General features: G+C 51.0%; 14 protein-coding genes. 4 read left to right on the top strand and 10 right to left on the bottom strand.

The genetic code is table 11. From position 1 onward, the window contains the following. Window positions 1–297: 297 nt before the first annotated feature. The 3 genes from HV237_RS12510 to HV237_RS12500 all read right to left on the bottom strand — a co-directional run bounded on the left by HV237_RS12510 (window position 298) and on the right by HV237_RS12500 (window position 3,139). Complete coding sequence (locus HV237_RS12510) at window positions 298–1,464, bottom strand: iron-containing alcohol dehydrogenase (protein ID WP_024223630.1); 1,167 nt, start codon at window positions 1,462–1,464, stop codon at window positions 298–300. A gap of 422 nt (window positions 1,465–1,886) precedes the next feature. After that, complete coding sequence (locus HV237_RS12505) at window positions 1,887–2,828, bottom strand: pyridoxal-phosphate dependent enzyme (RefSeq protein ID WP_044351353.1); 942 nt, start codon at window positions 2,826–2,828, stop codon at window positions 1,887–1,889. Beyond that, window positions 2,825–3,139 carry a succinylglutamate desuccinylase/aspartoacylase family protein gene (locus HV237_RS12500; RefSeq protein ID WP_044351355.1) on the bottom strand — a complete coding sequence of 105 codons (315 nt, stop codon included), beginning with the start codon at window positions 3,137–3,139 and terminating at the stop codon, window positions 2,825–2,827. The genes HV237_RS12505 and HV237_RS12500 overlap by 4 nt, the downstream gene beginning before the upstream one ends. A gap of 53 nt (window positions 3,140–3,192) precedes the next feature. Here HV237_RS12500 and HV237_RS12495 point away from each other — a divergent pair, with 53 nt between their 5' ends. The 3 genes from HV237_RS12495 (at window position 3,193) to HV237_RS12480 (ending at window position 6,561) form a co-directional block, all read left to right on the top strand. Then, entirely contained in the window at window positions 3,193–4,218 is a 1,026-nt protein-coding gene (locus HV237_RS12495) for an IS5-like element ISKpn26 family transposase (RefSeq protein ID WP_181541557.1), read from the top strand. 410 nt (window positions 4,219–4,628) lie between these two features. Next, the gene (gene tnpB, locus HV237_RS12485; protein WP_000609174.1) at window positions 4,629–4,976 is read left to right on the top strand and encodes an IS66 family insertion sequence element accessory protein TnpB; all 348 of its coding nucleotides are present in this window, start codon (window positions 4,629–4,631) and stop codon (window positions 4,974–4,976) included. Window positions 4,977–5,025: 49 nt separating this feature from the next. Continuing rightward, window positions 5,026–6,561 carry an IS66 family transposase gene (locus HV237_RS12480; RefSeq protein WP_001000409.1) on the top strand — a complete coding sequence of 512 codons (1,536 nt, stop codon included), beginning with the start codon at window positions 5,026–5,028 and terminating at the stop codon, window positions 6,559–6,561. A gap of 336 nt (window positions 6,562–6,897) precedes the next feature. Here the strand turns inward: HV237_RS12480 and HV237_RS12475 are convergent, their stop codons facing one another. Together HV237_RS12475 and HV237_RS12470 are read right to left on the bottom strand one after the other, a co-directional pair. Continuing rightward, a complete protein-coding gene (locus HV237_RS12475; RefSeq protein WP_181541556.1) occupies window positions 6,898–7,362 on the bottom strand; it encodes an isoprenylcysteine carboxylmethyltransferase family protein in 465 nt (154 codons plus the stop codon). Window positions 7,363–7,607: 245 nt separating this feature from the next. Next, complete coding sequence (locus tag HV237_RS12470) at window positions 7,608–9,266, bottom strand: FAD-dependent oxidoreductase (RefSeq protein WP_000706606.1); 1,659 nt, start codon at window positions 9,264–9,266, stop codon at window positions 7,608–7,610. A gap of 161 nt (window positions 9,267–9,427) precedes the next feature. On the opposite strand from HV237_RS12470, the gene HV237_RS12465 reads away from it, so the two are divergent. Further along, window positions 9,428–9,778: a metalloregulator ArsR/SmtB family transcription factor gene (locus tag HV237_RS12465; protein WP_000928911.1), complete on the top strand. Its 351-nt coding sequence runs from the start codon at window positions 9,428–9,430 to the stop codon at window positions 9,776–9,778. Window positions 9,779–10,082: 304 nt separating this feature from the next. On the opposite strand, the gene HV237_RS12460 is transcribed toward HV237_RS12465, so the two are convergent. From HV237_RS12460 to HV237_RS12440, 5 genes are all read right to left on the bottom strand, one after another. Further along, the gene (locus HV237_RS12460) at window positions 10,083–10,559 is read right to left on the bottom strand and encodes a Dps family protein (protein ID WP_000043177.1); all 477 of its coding nucleotides are present in this window, start codon (window positions 10,557–10,559) and stop codon (window positions 10,083–10,085) included. A gap of 114 nt (window positions 10,560–10,673) precedes the next feature. Continuing rightward, window positions 10,674–10,934, bottom strand: coding sequence for a hotdog domain-containing protein (locus HV237_RS26035; RefSeq protein ID WP_017901299.1), 261 nt, complete (start codon window positions 10,932–10,934; stop codon window positions 10,674–10,676). A 337-nt stretch (window positions 10,935–11,271) separates the two neighbouring features. Continuing rightward, window positions 11,272–11,733, bottom strand: coding sequence for a NifB/NifX family molybdenum-iron cluster-binding protein (locus tag HV237_RS12450; protein ID WP_000626969.1), 462 nt, complete (start codon window positions 11,731–11,733; stop codon window positions 11,272–11,274). Beyond that, on the bottom strand, window positions 11,708–12,028 hold the full coding sequence (locus tag HV237_RS12445; RefSeq protein WP_047359284.1) for a DUF134 domain-containing protein: 321 nt from the start codon (window positions 12,026–12,028) through the stop codon (window positions 11,708–11,710). Before HV237_RS12445 ends, HV237_RS12450 begins: the two co-directional genes overlap by 26 nt. Window positions 12,029–12,487: 459 nt before the next feature. Beyond that, on the bottom strand, window positions 12,488–13,492 hold the full coding sequence (locus HV237_RS12440) for an IS110-like element IS4321 family transposase (RefSeq protein ID WP_117273198.1): 1,005 nt from the start codon (window positions 13,490–13,492) through the stop codon (window positions 12,488–12,490). Window positions 13,493–13,547 lie beyond the last annotated feature (55 nt).

The raw sequence follows: 13,547 nt of genomic DNA, 5'->3' as shown, positions 1-13,547 counted from the left end.
AACGCATTTTACAACCTTTTATTACATTGGGAATGGTCCAAGATTAAGCTGTCAGGAAATACTCATAAGAGGTGCATTTCCTGTTAGTTCATGAAGTACTCTTGAAGTGATTTCATCTTTCTATTAAAAATATCTTTCAAAGCAATGAAATATGTACCATATGGTTTATGAACTGAACTCTTACACAACATAAGAGCCATCCATTATCGCCGCGCGCTGCACCTTGTCAGCAACCTCAGGGGCAAAATGCCCCTGTTGCAACCATCATCTCACACTAATCGACGTTATGGCGGCAGATTACACAATCGCCTCACCTTCATACGCCTGACGATAGAGTTCGATAACCTGCTCTTTCGTCGCTTTTCGTGGATTCGTCAGTTGGCACACATCTTTCTTCGCATTTTCAGCCATCACAGCAAAGTCTTCCGGTTTAACGCCCAGGCTCTTGAGATCTTTCGGGATCCCGACTTGTTTACCCAAACGCTGGATAGCGCTAATCGCTTTGAGCGCCGCTTCATCTGTCGATAGACCCGCGACATTTTCCCCCATTGCTTCAGCGATATCCCTGAACCGATTTAAGTTGCCAATTAAATTAAATGATTCTACATACGGCAGCAGAATGGCATTACATACGCCATGCGGTAAATTATAAAAGCCGCCTAATTGGTGCGCCATCGCGTGCACATAACCTAACGACGCATTATTGAAGGCAATACCGGCCAGATATTGCGCATAGGCCATATTATCTCTGGCCTTCATATATTCACCGTTAGCAACTGCTTTCGGCAAATATTGCGTGATCATTTTAATGGCTTTTAATGCCGCCGCATCTGTCAACGGATTCGCCATGGTGGAAACATAGGCTTCTATCGCATGGGTTAATGCATCCATACCTGTCGCCGCAGTAAGCGACGGCGGCATACCCACCATCAACTCGGGGTCATTAATGGAGATTTGTGGCGTCACGCGCCAATCAACAATCGCCATTTTCACCTTGCGTTCGGTATCGGTAATAATACAGAAGCGCGTAATTTCAGACGCGGTGCCTGCGGTGGTATTAATGGCCATCAGTGGGATCATGTTGTTGATTGATTTATCAATACCTTCAAAATCACGGATACTCCCTCCGTTGGCAGCGATCAAACCAATCCCTTTCGCACAGTCATGAGAAGAACCACCGCCGAGAGACACAATGGCATTACACTCATTCTCACGATAGGATTTAATCCCCTCTTCCACATTTCTATCGGTTGGGTTAGGTTCTGCGCCGCCAAATATATGTACCCCAATGCCTACCTGCTGATAAATCGCCGCCACTTTATCTGCCATACCACTTTTGGCGAGAAATGCATCCGTCACAATCAGTATTTTTTTGACATTTAATGTTTTCGCAAGAACACCGGCTTCTTGCACACTTCCCTCACCAAAGACATTCCGTGTGGGCAAAAAATAATATGTTGACATCGTTTTCCCCTATTTCGTCATAATGGCTATAAGAATGTCCATTTAGGCTCCTGAATCCTGGTCATGGAAACAGCTTCATCACAGCAAAATAGAATGATGCCATGGCGAAAATAGCAAAAGCGCAGGCTGAACATCTGCTGGCAGTGTAAGGGATACCTCATAAAGAACCGTGATCAACCACACAAAAAGAATGATCTTTTTTAACAATAAGTGACATTGCATTCACAACTAGGCTGCGTTGCATTCGCAATCACGTTGCTTTTGGTGAGTGGAGTACGTGAGTTAAATAAAAAGCTACAACGTATTGAAATGGAGAGGCCGTTACTGCATATGCGCATCGCCAAGGCGGTATGGCATCCTGCCTACAACACCGCCTGTTACGCTACAGATGAGAAAACTGTCTTATCCGTTAACGACCCGGATCACATACCGTTAGTCCCACTCCCACACAAAACAACAGCGATTTTCTCATCGGGGTTTGTGACGAAGCATCTTCTTGTTACGGCCGCAACAGCCGTAGCCGCGCCCAATTCAATTGCCAGCCCTGTCGACGCCCATACTTCCCGTGCTGACGCTTCTACCTGGTCTTCAGGGACGAGGACAATCTCGTCTACATACTGCTCCGTCAATGCAAAATTAATCGCTTCTGTTGAACGTGCCGCAAGGATGGGAACAATCGTTTTTACATTCTCCAGTTTTACGATTTTTTGCTGCTGACGGCTGGTCCACATCATCGGGCATCCCGCTGCTTCAACACCAATGATACGAATGTCAGGTTTAAGCAGCTTGGCTGCCTGTGCCACCCCAGCGATAAGTCCGCCACCGCCGATTGAAACGACCAGTGTGTCAACCTCTGGCCATTGCTCCAGAATTTCCAGCACGATGGTTCCCTGACCAATGACGACATCTCTGTCAGCATAGGGGTGAAGTAATGCGCCCCCCGTTTCCTTTACTCGAACGCCGGCAGCATCCCAGCTTTGATCCCAGAAGTCGCCTTCGACAGTCAGTTTTGCTCCGTAACTTTCAATACGCTTTCGCGTCAGATCCGTGCTGGTATTCATCACAAAGACATCTGCGGGTATGCTGAGTTGCTGCCCTACGTAAGCGACTGCCGCACCGAAATTTCCCCCTGACGCAGTGGCTAACCCCTGCTGACGAACTGAGAGTGGGAGATTGAGGACACGGTTAAATGCACCTCGGGCTTTAAACGAGCCGGTTACCTGACAACATTCAGCTTTCAGTCTGAGCTCAATTCCCGGCACGGGCTGCCAGGGTGCCGTTTCAACAAGCGGCGTTTTGCGCACCCACGGTCGTACTCGATCCAGAGAAGCCTGATAGTCCGACAGGGTGATATCCTGATTCATGAGCGTTCCTTATTCGACAGGTTTTGTACCAAAACCGCAAGACTGTTGCCCTGAGACGTAGCACCAAAAGTGCGCTGAGAATAGACCCGTCCCTTGACCTTAAAATGTATAGCCTGCGGTATGGCTTCTGGTTCTGAGAGGCGGTGAAGCCATCCAGCCAGATCACCTGCTTGTACTTCATCACCGATTTCCACCACGGGTTCAAACCATCCATCGCCGGGCGAAAGAAGATTGCCACCGGCAGGAATGAAGACCTGTAATGAAGGATCGGCAGGCTGTGACGCGGTATTGATTAAGGAAGGTGCGAACAAGTTCCTGATATGAGATCATCATATTCATCCGGAGCGCATCCCAGAGGGACATCATGAGCCATCAACTCACCTTCGCCGATAGTGAATTCAGCACTAAGCGCCGTCAGACCCGAAAAGAGATTTTCCTCTCCCGCATGGAGCAGATTCTGCCATGGCAGAATATGACCGCTGTCATCGAGCCGTTTTATCCCAAGGCGGGCAATGGCCGACGGCCCTATCCGCTGGAGACCATGCTGCGTATTCACTGCATGCAGCATTGGTACAACCTGAGCGACGGTGCCATGGAAGATGCCCTGTACGAAATCGCCTCCATGCGCCTGTTTGCCCGATTATCCCTGGATAGCGCCCTGCCGGATCGCACCACCATCATGAATTTCCGCCACCTGCTCGAGCAGCATCAACTGGCCCGTCAATTGTTCAAGACCATCAATCGCTGGCTGGCCGAAGCAGGCGTCATGATGACCCAAGGCACTTTGGTGGATGCCACCATCATTGAGGCACCCAGCTCTACCAAGAACAAAGAGCAGCAACGCGATCCGGAGATGCATCAGACCAAGAAAGGCAATCAGTGGCACTTTGGCATGAAGGCCCACATTGGTGTCGATGCCAAGAGTGGCCTGACCCACAGCCTGGTCACCACCGCGGCCAACGAGCATGACCTCAATCAGCCGGGTAATCTGCTTCATGGAGAGGAGCAATTTGTCTCAGCCGATGCCGGCTACCAAGGAGCGCCACAGCGCGAGGAGCTGGCCGAGGTGGATGTGGACTGGCTGATCGCCGAGCGTCCCGGCAAGGTAAAAACCTTGAAGCAGCATCCGCGCAAGAACAAAACGGCCATCAACATCGAATACATGAAAGCCAGCATCCGTGCCAGGGTGGAGCACCCGTTTCGCATCATCAAGCGGCAGTTCGGCTTCGTGAAAGCCAGATACAAGGGGCTGCTGAAAAACGATAACCAACTGGCGATGTTATTCACCCTGGCCAACCTGTTTCGGGTGGACCAAATGATACGTCAGTGGGAGAGATGTAAGCGTCGTCTGAGTACCGTCTGGTCCCGAATCCAGGATCCTGTAACTTAAGCACCCACTTATTTTGCAGGTGGACACCTCATGCGCGCTAAAGAAAGACTTCCCCGGAAACACTATTCCCCTGAATTCAAAATGGAACTGGTCAGGCTGGCTCTTGAAGAAGAAGGCAGTATTGCCGCACTGGCCCGGAAACATGACGTCAATGATAACCTGCTCTTTAAATGGATAAGGCTCTGGCAGCGTGAAGGGCGGGTCTGTCGGCCCCGAAAAAACTCATCGTCGCTTCCTGCCCTGATACCCGTGCAGCTTCAGGCGGGCTCTTCTCTCCCAACCTTCGAACTACCATCCTGCTCTCCTCCCGCTACCTGCCACATAAAATGTCGGGGAGGAGAAATAACACTGACTCATCCCTCTGCTGAACTCATGAGCACTGTCCTGCGCGAACTGATGCGGGGGCCGGTATGATAAATCTTCCCGCAGGCACAAAAATCTGGCTGGTTGCCGGTATCACCGATATGCGCAACGGCTTCAATGGCCTCGCCGCAAAGGTGCAGACCGCGCTGAAAGATGACCCGATGTCCGGCCACGTCTTCATCTTCCGGGGACGCAGCGGCAGTCAGGTAAAACTGCTCTGGTCCACCGGCGATGGTCTGTGCCTGCTGACAAAGCGACTGGAACGTGGTCGCTTCGCCTGGCCCTCAGCCCGCGATGGCAAAGTGTTCCTGACGCCGGCGCAACTGGCGATGCTGATGGAAGGTATCGACTGGCGACAGCCAAAGCGGTTACTGACATCCCTGACCATGTTGTAGCGCTCTTTATCCTGGTTGTCGCAGAATAAGCCTGGTAAAATACAGGCTTATGAACGATACCTCTTCTGACGACATCCTTCTGCTGAAACAGCGCCTGGCCGAACAGGAAGCGTTGATCCACGCCCTGCAGGAAAAGCTGAGCAACCGGGAACGCGAAATAGACCATCTGCAGGCGCAACTGGATAAGCTGCGCCGGATGAACTTCGGCAGTCGTTCCGAAAAGGTATCCCGCCGTATCGCGCAAATGGAAGCTGACCTGAACCTGCTGCAGCAGGAAAGCGATACGCTGACCGGCCGGGTGGATGACCCGGCAGTGCAGCGCCCGCTGCGTCAGACCCGCACCCGCAAACCGTTCCCTGAGTCACTCCCACGGGATGAGAAGCGGCTGCTGCCGACTGAGCCGTGTTGCCCGGAGTGCGGTGGTTCGCTGAGTTACCTGGGTGAGGATGCCGCCGAACAGCTGGAGCTGATGCGCAGCGCCTTCCGGGTTATCCGGACAGTCCGTGAAAAGCATGCCTGCCGTCGGTGCGATCGCATCGTTCAGGCCCCGGCTCCTTCGCGCCCCATCGAACGGGGGATCGCCGGACCGGGGCTGCTGGCCCGAGTGCTGACCTCAAAGTATGCAGAGCACACACCGCTGTATCGCCAGTCGGAGATCTATGCCCGCCAGGGTGTAGTGTTGAGTCGTTCTGTACTGTCGGGCTGGGTGGATGCGTGTTGTCGTCTGCTGGCACCGCTGGATGAAGCCCTTCAGCACTATGTCCTGACCGACGGCAAACTCCATGCTGACGATACGCCTGTCCCGGTGCTGTTGCCGGGCAATAAGAAGACGAAGACCGGGCGCTTATGGACGTACGTTCGAGACGACCGCAACGCCGGATCAGCGCTGGCCCCCGCAGTGTGGTTCGCTTACAGCCCGGACAGAAAAGGTATCCACCCTCAGACCCATCTTGCAGGCTTCAGTGGCGTACTGCAGGCTGATGCCTACGCCGGGTTCAACGAGCTCTACCGCGACGGCCATATAAAGGAAGCCGCGTGCTGGGCCCATGCCCGCCGAAAAATCCACGATGTTCACGTCCGTACCCCGTCAGTCCTGACGGAGGAGGCGCTGAAACGGATCGGCGAGCTGTATGCCATCGAGTCGGAGATCAGAGGTAAAAGAGCAGAGGAACGGCAGGCAGTCCGGCACCAAAAAGTGCTGCCGCTGCTGGCGTCACTGGAGGGGTGGCTGCGGGAGAAACAGAAAACCCTCTCAAGGCACTCAGAACTGGCGAAGGCGTTCGGGTATGCGCTGAACCAGTGGCCGGCGCTGATCCGCTATGCAGAAGATGGCTGGGTGGAGGTGGATAATAACATTGCCGAAAACGCCCTACGACGGGTCAGTCTGGGGAGAAAAAACTGGCTGTTCTTCGGCTCGGATCATGGTGGTGAGCGCGGTGCGTCACTGTACAGTCTTATCGGGACGTGCAAATTAAACGGCGTGGATCCGGAACGCTATCTGCATTATGTACTTGATGTCATCGCCGACTGGCCTGTGAACCGGGTGGGTGCTCTGCTCCCGTGGCGGGTTACTCTGCCTGCCTGACCAGCTTCACTTCGTCAATACGGTTCTCACTGCACGCTTACGGAGAGATCTCAGTAAAAACCGGAAATAACGCCAGAAATGGTGGAAAAAATAGCCTAAATAGGCTGATTCGATGTGTTTGCGGGAAAAAAATCGGCCCAGATCCGCGAAATTTTAATCAGCGAGTCAGCTTGGGAAGAAATGACCTGCTTATTCGCACCTTCCCTAAGGTACCAGCACTGGCTCAATGGCTACATACGGCACTTGGTTTACGATTACGATATAAAAGCTCAAGGATGATGAATTCTTTTCTTTATGATTTCGACGTTATTTGTCTCCTGCAACACCACGGGGTTGCTATAACCAGCGACGAACCCGTTGGGTATAGCGTTCCCATTCCAACCCGAAACGTTTTCGAAGCTGTACCTCTTCAACATGGATATGTAATCTGGCTACTACAAACATAAACAACGGTACAGCAAGTATCCCCACCAGGCTGCCAAAGCAGAGAGCAACGGATAACTGGAGCCCGCTCATTCCAAGGTAAATAGGGTTTCGACTCCATGCGTAACAACTGACAGTTACCAGCTTGGTGGTTCTATCCGGATGAAGCGGATTAAGCGTCGTGCCGTTCGTGCTCATCTGCCAAGCGGTGTGCAGTATCATGGTAATACAAACACCGGTCAGCAACACGCTTAGCACTATATTCACGATGTCGAAGGTAAAACGCGGGATTGCAGTCAACACATCAGTGACGAAAAACAGCAATAAGATGAGTGGGGGCGGAAACCATACTCTCAATCGAGTCACGAAGTTACGCATTACACAGACCTATCTCTGAACTAAGCAGCCTGATGGCTGCAAAATGAAAATCCAGTCCTTGCCATTCCTATAGTGACCATGAATCTGACATTATATGCCTGATCTGAAAAGTTATTTTTTTCATAACTGTCCTTATAACGGTGCGGGGTCAGTCCACACCTCTGTTCAGGTGAACAAATTCAGCAGACCACTTCACTGTTAAACCTGTGGCGATTCAGGGTGCCATGTGTATGGCACCTCATCTCTTATTTACTTATTGACTCCGTTACCGCCTGCCAGGTTATAAAGCCACCACTCAGATTATATGTCCTGAAGCCGTGGGCCTGAAGAATACGGTATGCCACATGCCCGCGCAGGCCACTCTGGCACCCTATAAAAATCTCTTTATCTTTAGGCACTTTTTCAAGATTCTCCCGCAGGGAATCCAGTGGAATGGATAGCGCGTCAGGATATTCGCCAAATTGTTTCAGTTCGGCAGGAGAGCGAATATCAAGTAAACAATAACTGCCCGGTTCCCGTTGTAACACATCGCTGACATGACATATGACCGTATCTCCTTTCATTACATTTGTCGCCACCATACCAGCCTGGTTAACGACGTCCCTTGCACTGTTAAAAGGTGGAGCATAAGTCAGCTCAAGATGTTCGAGATCGTTGACGGTAAGCCCCGCGCGCTGTGCGACAGACAGGACATCGATGCGTTTATCAACCCCTTTTTTCCCTGATGCCTGAGCCCCGAGAATTTTACCGGTATCGGGGCTGAACAGCAGTTTCAGACTGATCATCGTTGCCCCCGGGTAGTAACCGGCATGATCAGCGGCATGGACGTAAACCTTCTCGTATCGGGTGCCATGAACTTTCAGCTGCTTTTCATTCGCACCGACGCTGCCAATACTCAGCGAAAATACCTTACAAATGGATGTCCCCTGACTGCCATGGTAAAGGCTGTGACGATCTAGCATGTTATCAGCAGCAATGCGTCCCTGGCGGTTGGCGGGCCCTGCCAGAGGAAAATTAGCGGGTTCCTGAAAGACAAAGTCTGGAGTTTCAACGGCATCCCCCACGGCGTAGATGTCAGGGATACTGGTCTGCATACAGGCATTGACGCTTATGCCTCCCCGTTTACCCACTGCGAGCCCGGCTCCTGTGGCAAGGCTGTTCTCAGGTTTTACCCCGATGGCGAGAATAACCATGTCGGTCTGCAGAAACCCACCCTCAGACAGTGCAACGCGGAATCCCGTCTCTGTCCGCAGTACCTCGGTGAGCGCCGTTCTGAGACGCAGATCCACGCCATGACTCCGGATTTCCTGATGCAGGGCAGATGCCATTTCAGGATCAACCGGAGCCATAACCTGTTCCCCCATCTCCAGCAGGGTCACACTGATCCCCCGTTCGCTCAGAGCCTCCATCACTTCAAGTCCGATAAATCCCCCCCCGACAAGCGTGGTGTGAGCTACGTGATGTTGCTCAATCCACCCCAGGATAGCATCCATGTCAGTAAGATTTCGCAGCGTAAAGACACCCTCTTCCTGTAGCCCGGGCAAAGGAGGGACAACCGGAGCGGCGCCGGTACTGAGGAGCAGACGATCCCATTCTTCGCTATAGACCTCCCCTGAGGTCAGATTTTTAACCGTCACCGTTTTATTAACCGGATCCACTGACGTCACTTCATGACAGATACGGACGTCTATGTTAAAGCGGGATTTAAAATCCTCCGGGGTTTTCAGAATCAGTGACTGCCTTAAAGGAATTTTTCCGCCTATATGATAAGGTAATCCACAGTTGGCGAAAGAGACATCGCTTCCCCGTTCAAACACAACAATACTGACATCCTCTGATAACCGACGAGCTCTGGCTGCAGCGGATGCCCCGCCGGCAACACCACCAACAATCACTATTTTCATTACATCCTCTCTGTTCACCCGGGGCAAAAATGCCTGCCAGATATAATCGTTTCCCCGGGCCGGCAGGACGCTGCAGACCTGACGAACACGATGGCAAAATTACGATACCGTTAGTATACTAAATTATATTATATAAAAACACATAGTATGAGAAATCAGCAATGCTCATGAATGAAGACACAAAACGTCAGACAGATATGAAGAATGCGGCCCTGAGGGCAGCAGATGTCTTACGGGGACTGGCCAACAGCGACCGGTTGCTGTTGATGTGTCAGTTAAGCCTGGGGGAAGCGAATGTGGCCGGGCTGGAAGCGGCGGTCGGTATCACTCAGCCGACCCTGTCCCAGCAGCTGGGTGTAATGCGCCGCCTGAAGCTGGTCGAGACCCGACGGGCAGGTAAAATGGTATATTACCGTATTGAGGATAACCGTATCATGACGTTGTTAAATACCTTATATGATCTCTACTGCCCGCAGGCAGGCACCGGTAAAGGAAGCCATAACAACGAATAATATGATCCTGCTTTCCCCGTAAACCGTTTTATCCATGCATCATTAACCCTGTTCAGGCTGTGAAATGCCAGACCGGAACCTGCGATACCTTAACGGGAAAACAACAGTGGTCCGGATATACCAGCCGATGATGCCCGTCACGGACTGTATTTCTCGTTCACGCATTCACTGATTAACCCACTGATTCAATGGTGTTTAATACTGTGACGGTCAGAAAAAACAGCCACAGGAACACGGATGATTCTGCACTGTCAGTAATAGCCTGTGGCTGACAAACCGTTTTTTCTGCTGCCACGGGGTGACATTATTCAAGCAGGCTACGCAACATCCAGGCAGTTTTCTCATGTAACTGGATACGTTGTGTAAGCAGATCTGCTGTGGCTTCATCATTCGCATTATTAACGAGCGGGAACAGGGAGCGTGCAGTTTTAACCACGGTCTCCTGGCCCTGGACAAGATTTTCAATCATGTTTTTTGCTGCCGGAATATCCTTATCTTCATTAACCGCTGTTAAACGTGAAAATTCATGATATGTGCCGGGCGCGAAGCATCCGAGCGAGCGTATACGTTCAGCGATATCATCAACGGCAGTGGCCAGCTCATTGTATTGATTTTCAAACATTAAATGTAAGCTGTTAAACATGGGGCCAGTTACATTCCAGTGATAGTAATGTGTTTTTATATACAGGGTATAGGTGTCAGCAAGAAGCCGGGACAGGCCGTCTGCAATCTCCACCCGGGATGATTCAGCAATACCAATATCAATGATTTGTTTACTCATAACTACCTCTTACACGGTTTCAGTGGAATATACGATATGCGATTATTCTTTCCGGTCTGAGCAAAACACGCCTCAAATTTTTATAATAACCAGGTACACCTGTCGTCTGTCACACTAGCGATGCGCCAGAGCAATATCCTGCGACGGAACAATGAATTTCGCCGTGGCACGTGCCACTGTCTGCTGTCCTTTTGTCAGCCATGCTTCAAGCAGGTAAATCCCCCTGCGTTGCCCAAGCAGTCTGGCACATACCATCAGTTTGTCTCCGGTACAAACGGGTGAAATGAATCTTACCGTCAGTTCAGCCGTCAGGGCTTGCACACCCTGCATGAACAAACAATGAGTCATTGCTGCATCCAGCAGGGTACTCGTCATTCCGCCATGTAAAAGACCCGTATACCCCTGATGCCTGTGATTGGCCGTGTAGTCCGCACATACAGAGCCATCCGGGTGCTCTGAAAACATTAAGTTCACCGTATCAGGGTTGTTGTCGCGGGAACTACAGACCATACAACAGGTATGGGCCTTTCTGGCATCAAGATAACAATTCATCTGTTTCTGCTCAGCGTCCGGTTGTACTGACGGGAGGCATCCGGAATTCAGTCAGCTGAGGGGCTCCCCCGGCATCATTACTGCCTCCTCCACACATTCCGGCTCCTGGTTTATACACAATACGGGTCTGATAAAAATCACCGCCCGTGATGAAATAAACTCATGAATGGCAACAGCGCCCGTTTCCGTGATGATGCTGACGCCCACCCTGGCACGCATTTTCTGCTGTGTTCCCGTCAGAGTGACAGCATTTTTTCCCTTTCGCCTCATGATGAAAGGACTGGCGTCCCTGCTCCGGCTTATTCAGTTCAGTCAGAACACGGGTATCCGGATCACACAGTTCAGTGAACAAACGACGACCACAGTCAGTCTGGTACACCGCGATCTGATGCCCCAGTAATTTACCCAGCATCCGTTCCCCGATGTTACGGACCACAACGCGGCTGACTTGCTGTTGAACCAGCAGGTCAACCAGCTTCCGTTTACCTGAACAATCTGCGCCCAGCGCGGGATTTTCTGTCCGGCTGAGCTCCACACCGCGCTCATCCACCAGGACAAGGTGACTCGCTTTGGTAAAATGATTTGCTACCCGGTCGTCATTCACTGGAATGGCTGTGATCATCTTGTGTAACTCCTTCCCTTTCAGAGTGCATTATTAAGGCCTTGCCCTGAGTGAGACAGTCCACAACCTTAAAACGGGCTGCTTTCAGGACATTGGCCAGTGTCTGCCTTGAAACCCCCATTGCAACAGCCGCTTCCTGCTGTTGCATGCCCAGTAAATCGACCAGCCGTAACGCTTCAAACTCATCTTCTTTTAAATGAACATGTTCAAGCTGGCTCATCGGTAGCGCATTGGGCTTAAAACAGGTATCCGCAGGGCGGCCACAGATGTTACGGGGAATTCTGGGTCTTGGCATGAAGGCTCCTTATTGGCATATGCTATATATACACTCATAAACTGGCATATGCAATATACTCTGCTCACCGGTGGAGAATTTTTTGCTTTACCCTGGAGTCTGTAAGTGGGCAGCAGGTCATGAGAGATGAAGAGAAAGAAAACAGATACTGTATGAGACTCAATTTAAAGTGCTGCCATAAGGGGGTCGTCTCAGAAAACGGAATCTATGGTCACTCCCGTTTTTGCAACACCGATTTTGACGACAAGTTGGCTTGCTTGAATCTATCCGGCGTCTGAATGGGATTTTATTCCCGCGCCTTGATGAGTTCCGCGCCTGATGAACCTCCAGAAAATATACGGCTTCAATGAGCCTTTCCGTTTTACAGGTTCCTCAACAGGCCGGTGGGCCGTTAGTATCATCAATATCAGTATTCGCAAAACCAGATCAGTAATTCTTTAAACCGGTGTATTTCTGCCGTTATGCTACATAAGTTTGCTGTCGTGCCGTTAGGGCCCAGGCTATTCTGGCCAGCTTGTTTGCCAGAGCACAAGTGACGACAAAGTTGCTTTTCCGGCACAGTAAATCCCTGACCCAATCGGCCAATTTGCCAGACTGGTGTTCCAGTTTTTGTATGAATACCCTGGCACATTGAACCAACAAAGTTCGGATCTTTTTATTACCTCGCTTACTAATTCCCAGCAATGTCGTCCTACCTCCCGTGCTGTACTGCCGAGGTACAAGCCCTGTTGCCGCCGCAAAGTCACGGCTGCTGGCGTACTGCTTCCCGTCGCCAATCTCAGTTGAAATAGTACTCGCTGTCAGTGTTCCGACGCAGGGAATGCTCAGCAAGCGCTGTCCAACCTCATCTTCGTCCAACTTTCGTTTCAACTGGGATTCCAAATCTTTAATCTGCTCAACAAGATAGTGATAATGCTGTTGTAATTTCAGCAATAACTGGCTGAGGTAAAGAGGCAAACTATTATCCTCAAGAATGGTACTCAGTCGGCTAATAACGGCAGCTCCTCGGGGAACGCTAATGCCAAATTCCAGCAGAAAAGCATGCATTTGATTGGTTGTTTTTACCTTATCCTGAACCAGGGATTCACGGACACGATGCAGAGCCCGCATTGCCTGCTGAGATTCCGTTCTGGGCTGCACAAAACGCATAGACGGACGCGATGCAGCTTCACAAATAGCTTCGGCGTCGACAAAGTCGTTTTTATTGCTTTTAACGAACGGGCGGACAAATTGTGGTGATATCAGCTTTGGGGAATGCCCCAACTCTTCCAACCTGCGTGCCATAAAGTGAGAACCGCCACAGGCTTCCATTGCGATGGTTGTAGCGGGGCATGTCGCCAAAAATTCGATCAACTTTGGCCGGGTAAATTTTTTACGGTAAACAGCCTTCCCGCGACGATCCTGGCAATGAATATGGAAAGAGTTTTTACCCAGATCGATACCAATGAGCGCAATGTTTTCCATGATAGTTCTCCGAATGAAAGCCTGTCCTCAGCATAGTACCGGGAAGGAGGGAGTG

The organism is Citrobacter sp. RHBSTW-00570 (assembly GCF_013739755.1).
Lineage (GTDB): Bacteria > Pseudomonadota > Gammaproteobacteria > Enterobacterales > Enterobacteriaceae > Citrobacter > Citrobacter braakii.
Note: the sequence above shows the minus strand (reverse complement) of the source record. Positions and strands in the feature narration are given on the sequence as shown.

Excerpts from the sequence above, each read along its gene's own strand:
- HV237_RS12510 (WP_024223630.1), bottom strand. The coding sequence starts at position 1,464 with ATGTCAACATATTATTTTTTGCCCACACGGAATGTCTTTGGTGAGGGA.
- HV237_RS12505 (WP_044351353.1), bottom strand. The coding sequence starts at position 2,828 with ATGAATCAGGATATCACCCTGTCGGACTATCAGGCTTCTCTGGATCGA.
- HV237_RS12495 (WP_181541557.1), top strand. The coding sequence starts at position 3,193 with ATGAGCCATCAACTCACCTTCGCCGATAGTGAATTCAGCACTAAGCGC.
- tnpB (WP_000609174.1), top strand. The coding sequence starts at position 4,629 with ATGATAAATCTTCCCGCAGGCACAAAAATCTGGCTGGTTGCCGGTATC.
- HV237_RS12480 (WP_001000409.1), top strand. The coding sequence starts at position 5,026 with ATGAACGATACCTCTTCTGACGACATCCTTCTGCTGAAACAGCGCCTG.
- HV237_RS12475 (WP_181541556.1), bottom strand. The coding sequence starts at position 7,362 with ATGCGTAACTTCGTGACTCGATTGAGAGTATGGTTTCCGCCCCCACTC.
- HV237_RS12470 (WP_000706606.1), bottom strand. The coding sequence starts at position 9,266 with ATGAAAATAGTGATTGTTGGTGGTGTTGCCGGCGGGGCATCCGCTGCA.
- HV237_RS12465 (WP_000928911.1), top strand. The coding sequence starts at position 9,428 with ATGCTCATGAATGAAGACACAAAACGTCAGACAGATATGAAGAATGCG.
- HV237_RS12460 (WP_000043177.1), bottom strand. The coding sequence starts at position 10,559 with ATGAGTAAACAAATCATTGATATTGGTATTGCTGAATCATCCCGGGTG.
- HV237_RS26035 (WP_017901299.1), bottom strand. The coding sequence starts at position 10,934 with ATGACGAGTACCCTGCTGGATGCAGCAATGACTCATTGTTTGTTCATG.
- HV237_RS12450 (WP_000626969.1), bottom strand. The coding sequence starts at position 11,733 with ATGATCACAGCCATTCCAGTGAATGACGACCGGGTAGCAAATCATTTT.
- HV237_RS12445 (WP_047359284.1), bottom strand. The coding sequence starts at position 12,028 with ATGCCAAGACCCAGAATTCCCCGTAACATCTGTGGCCGCCCTGCGGAT.
- HV237_RS12440 (WP_117273198.1), bottom strand. The coding sequence starts at position 13,492 with ATGGAAAACATTGCGCTCATTGGTATCGATCTGGGTAAAAACTCTTTC.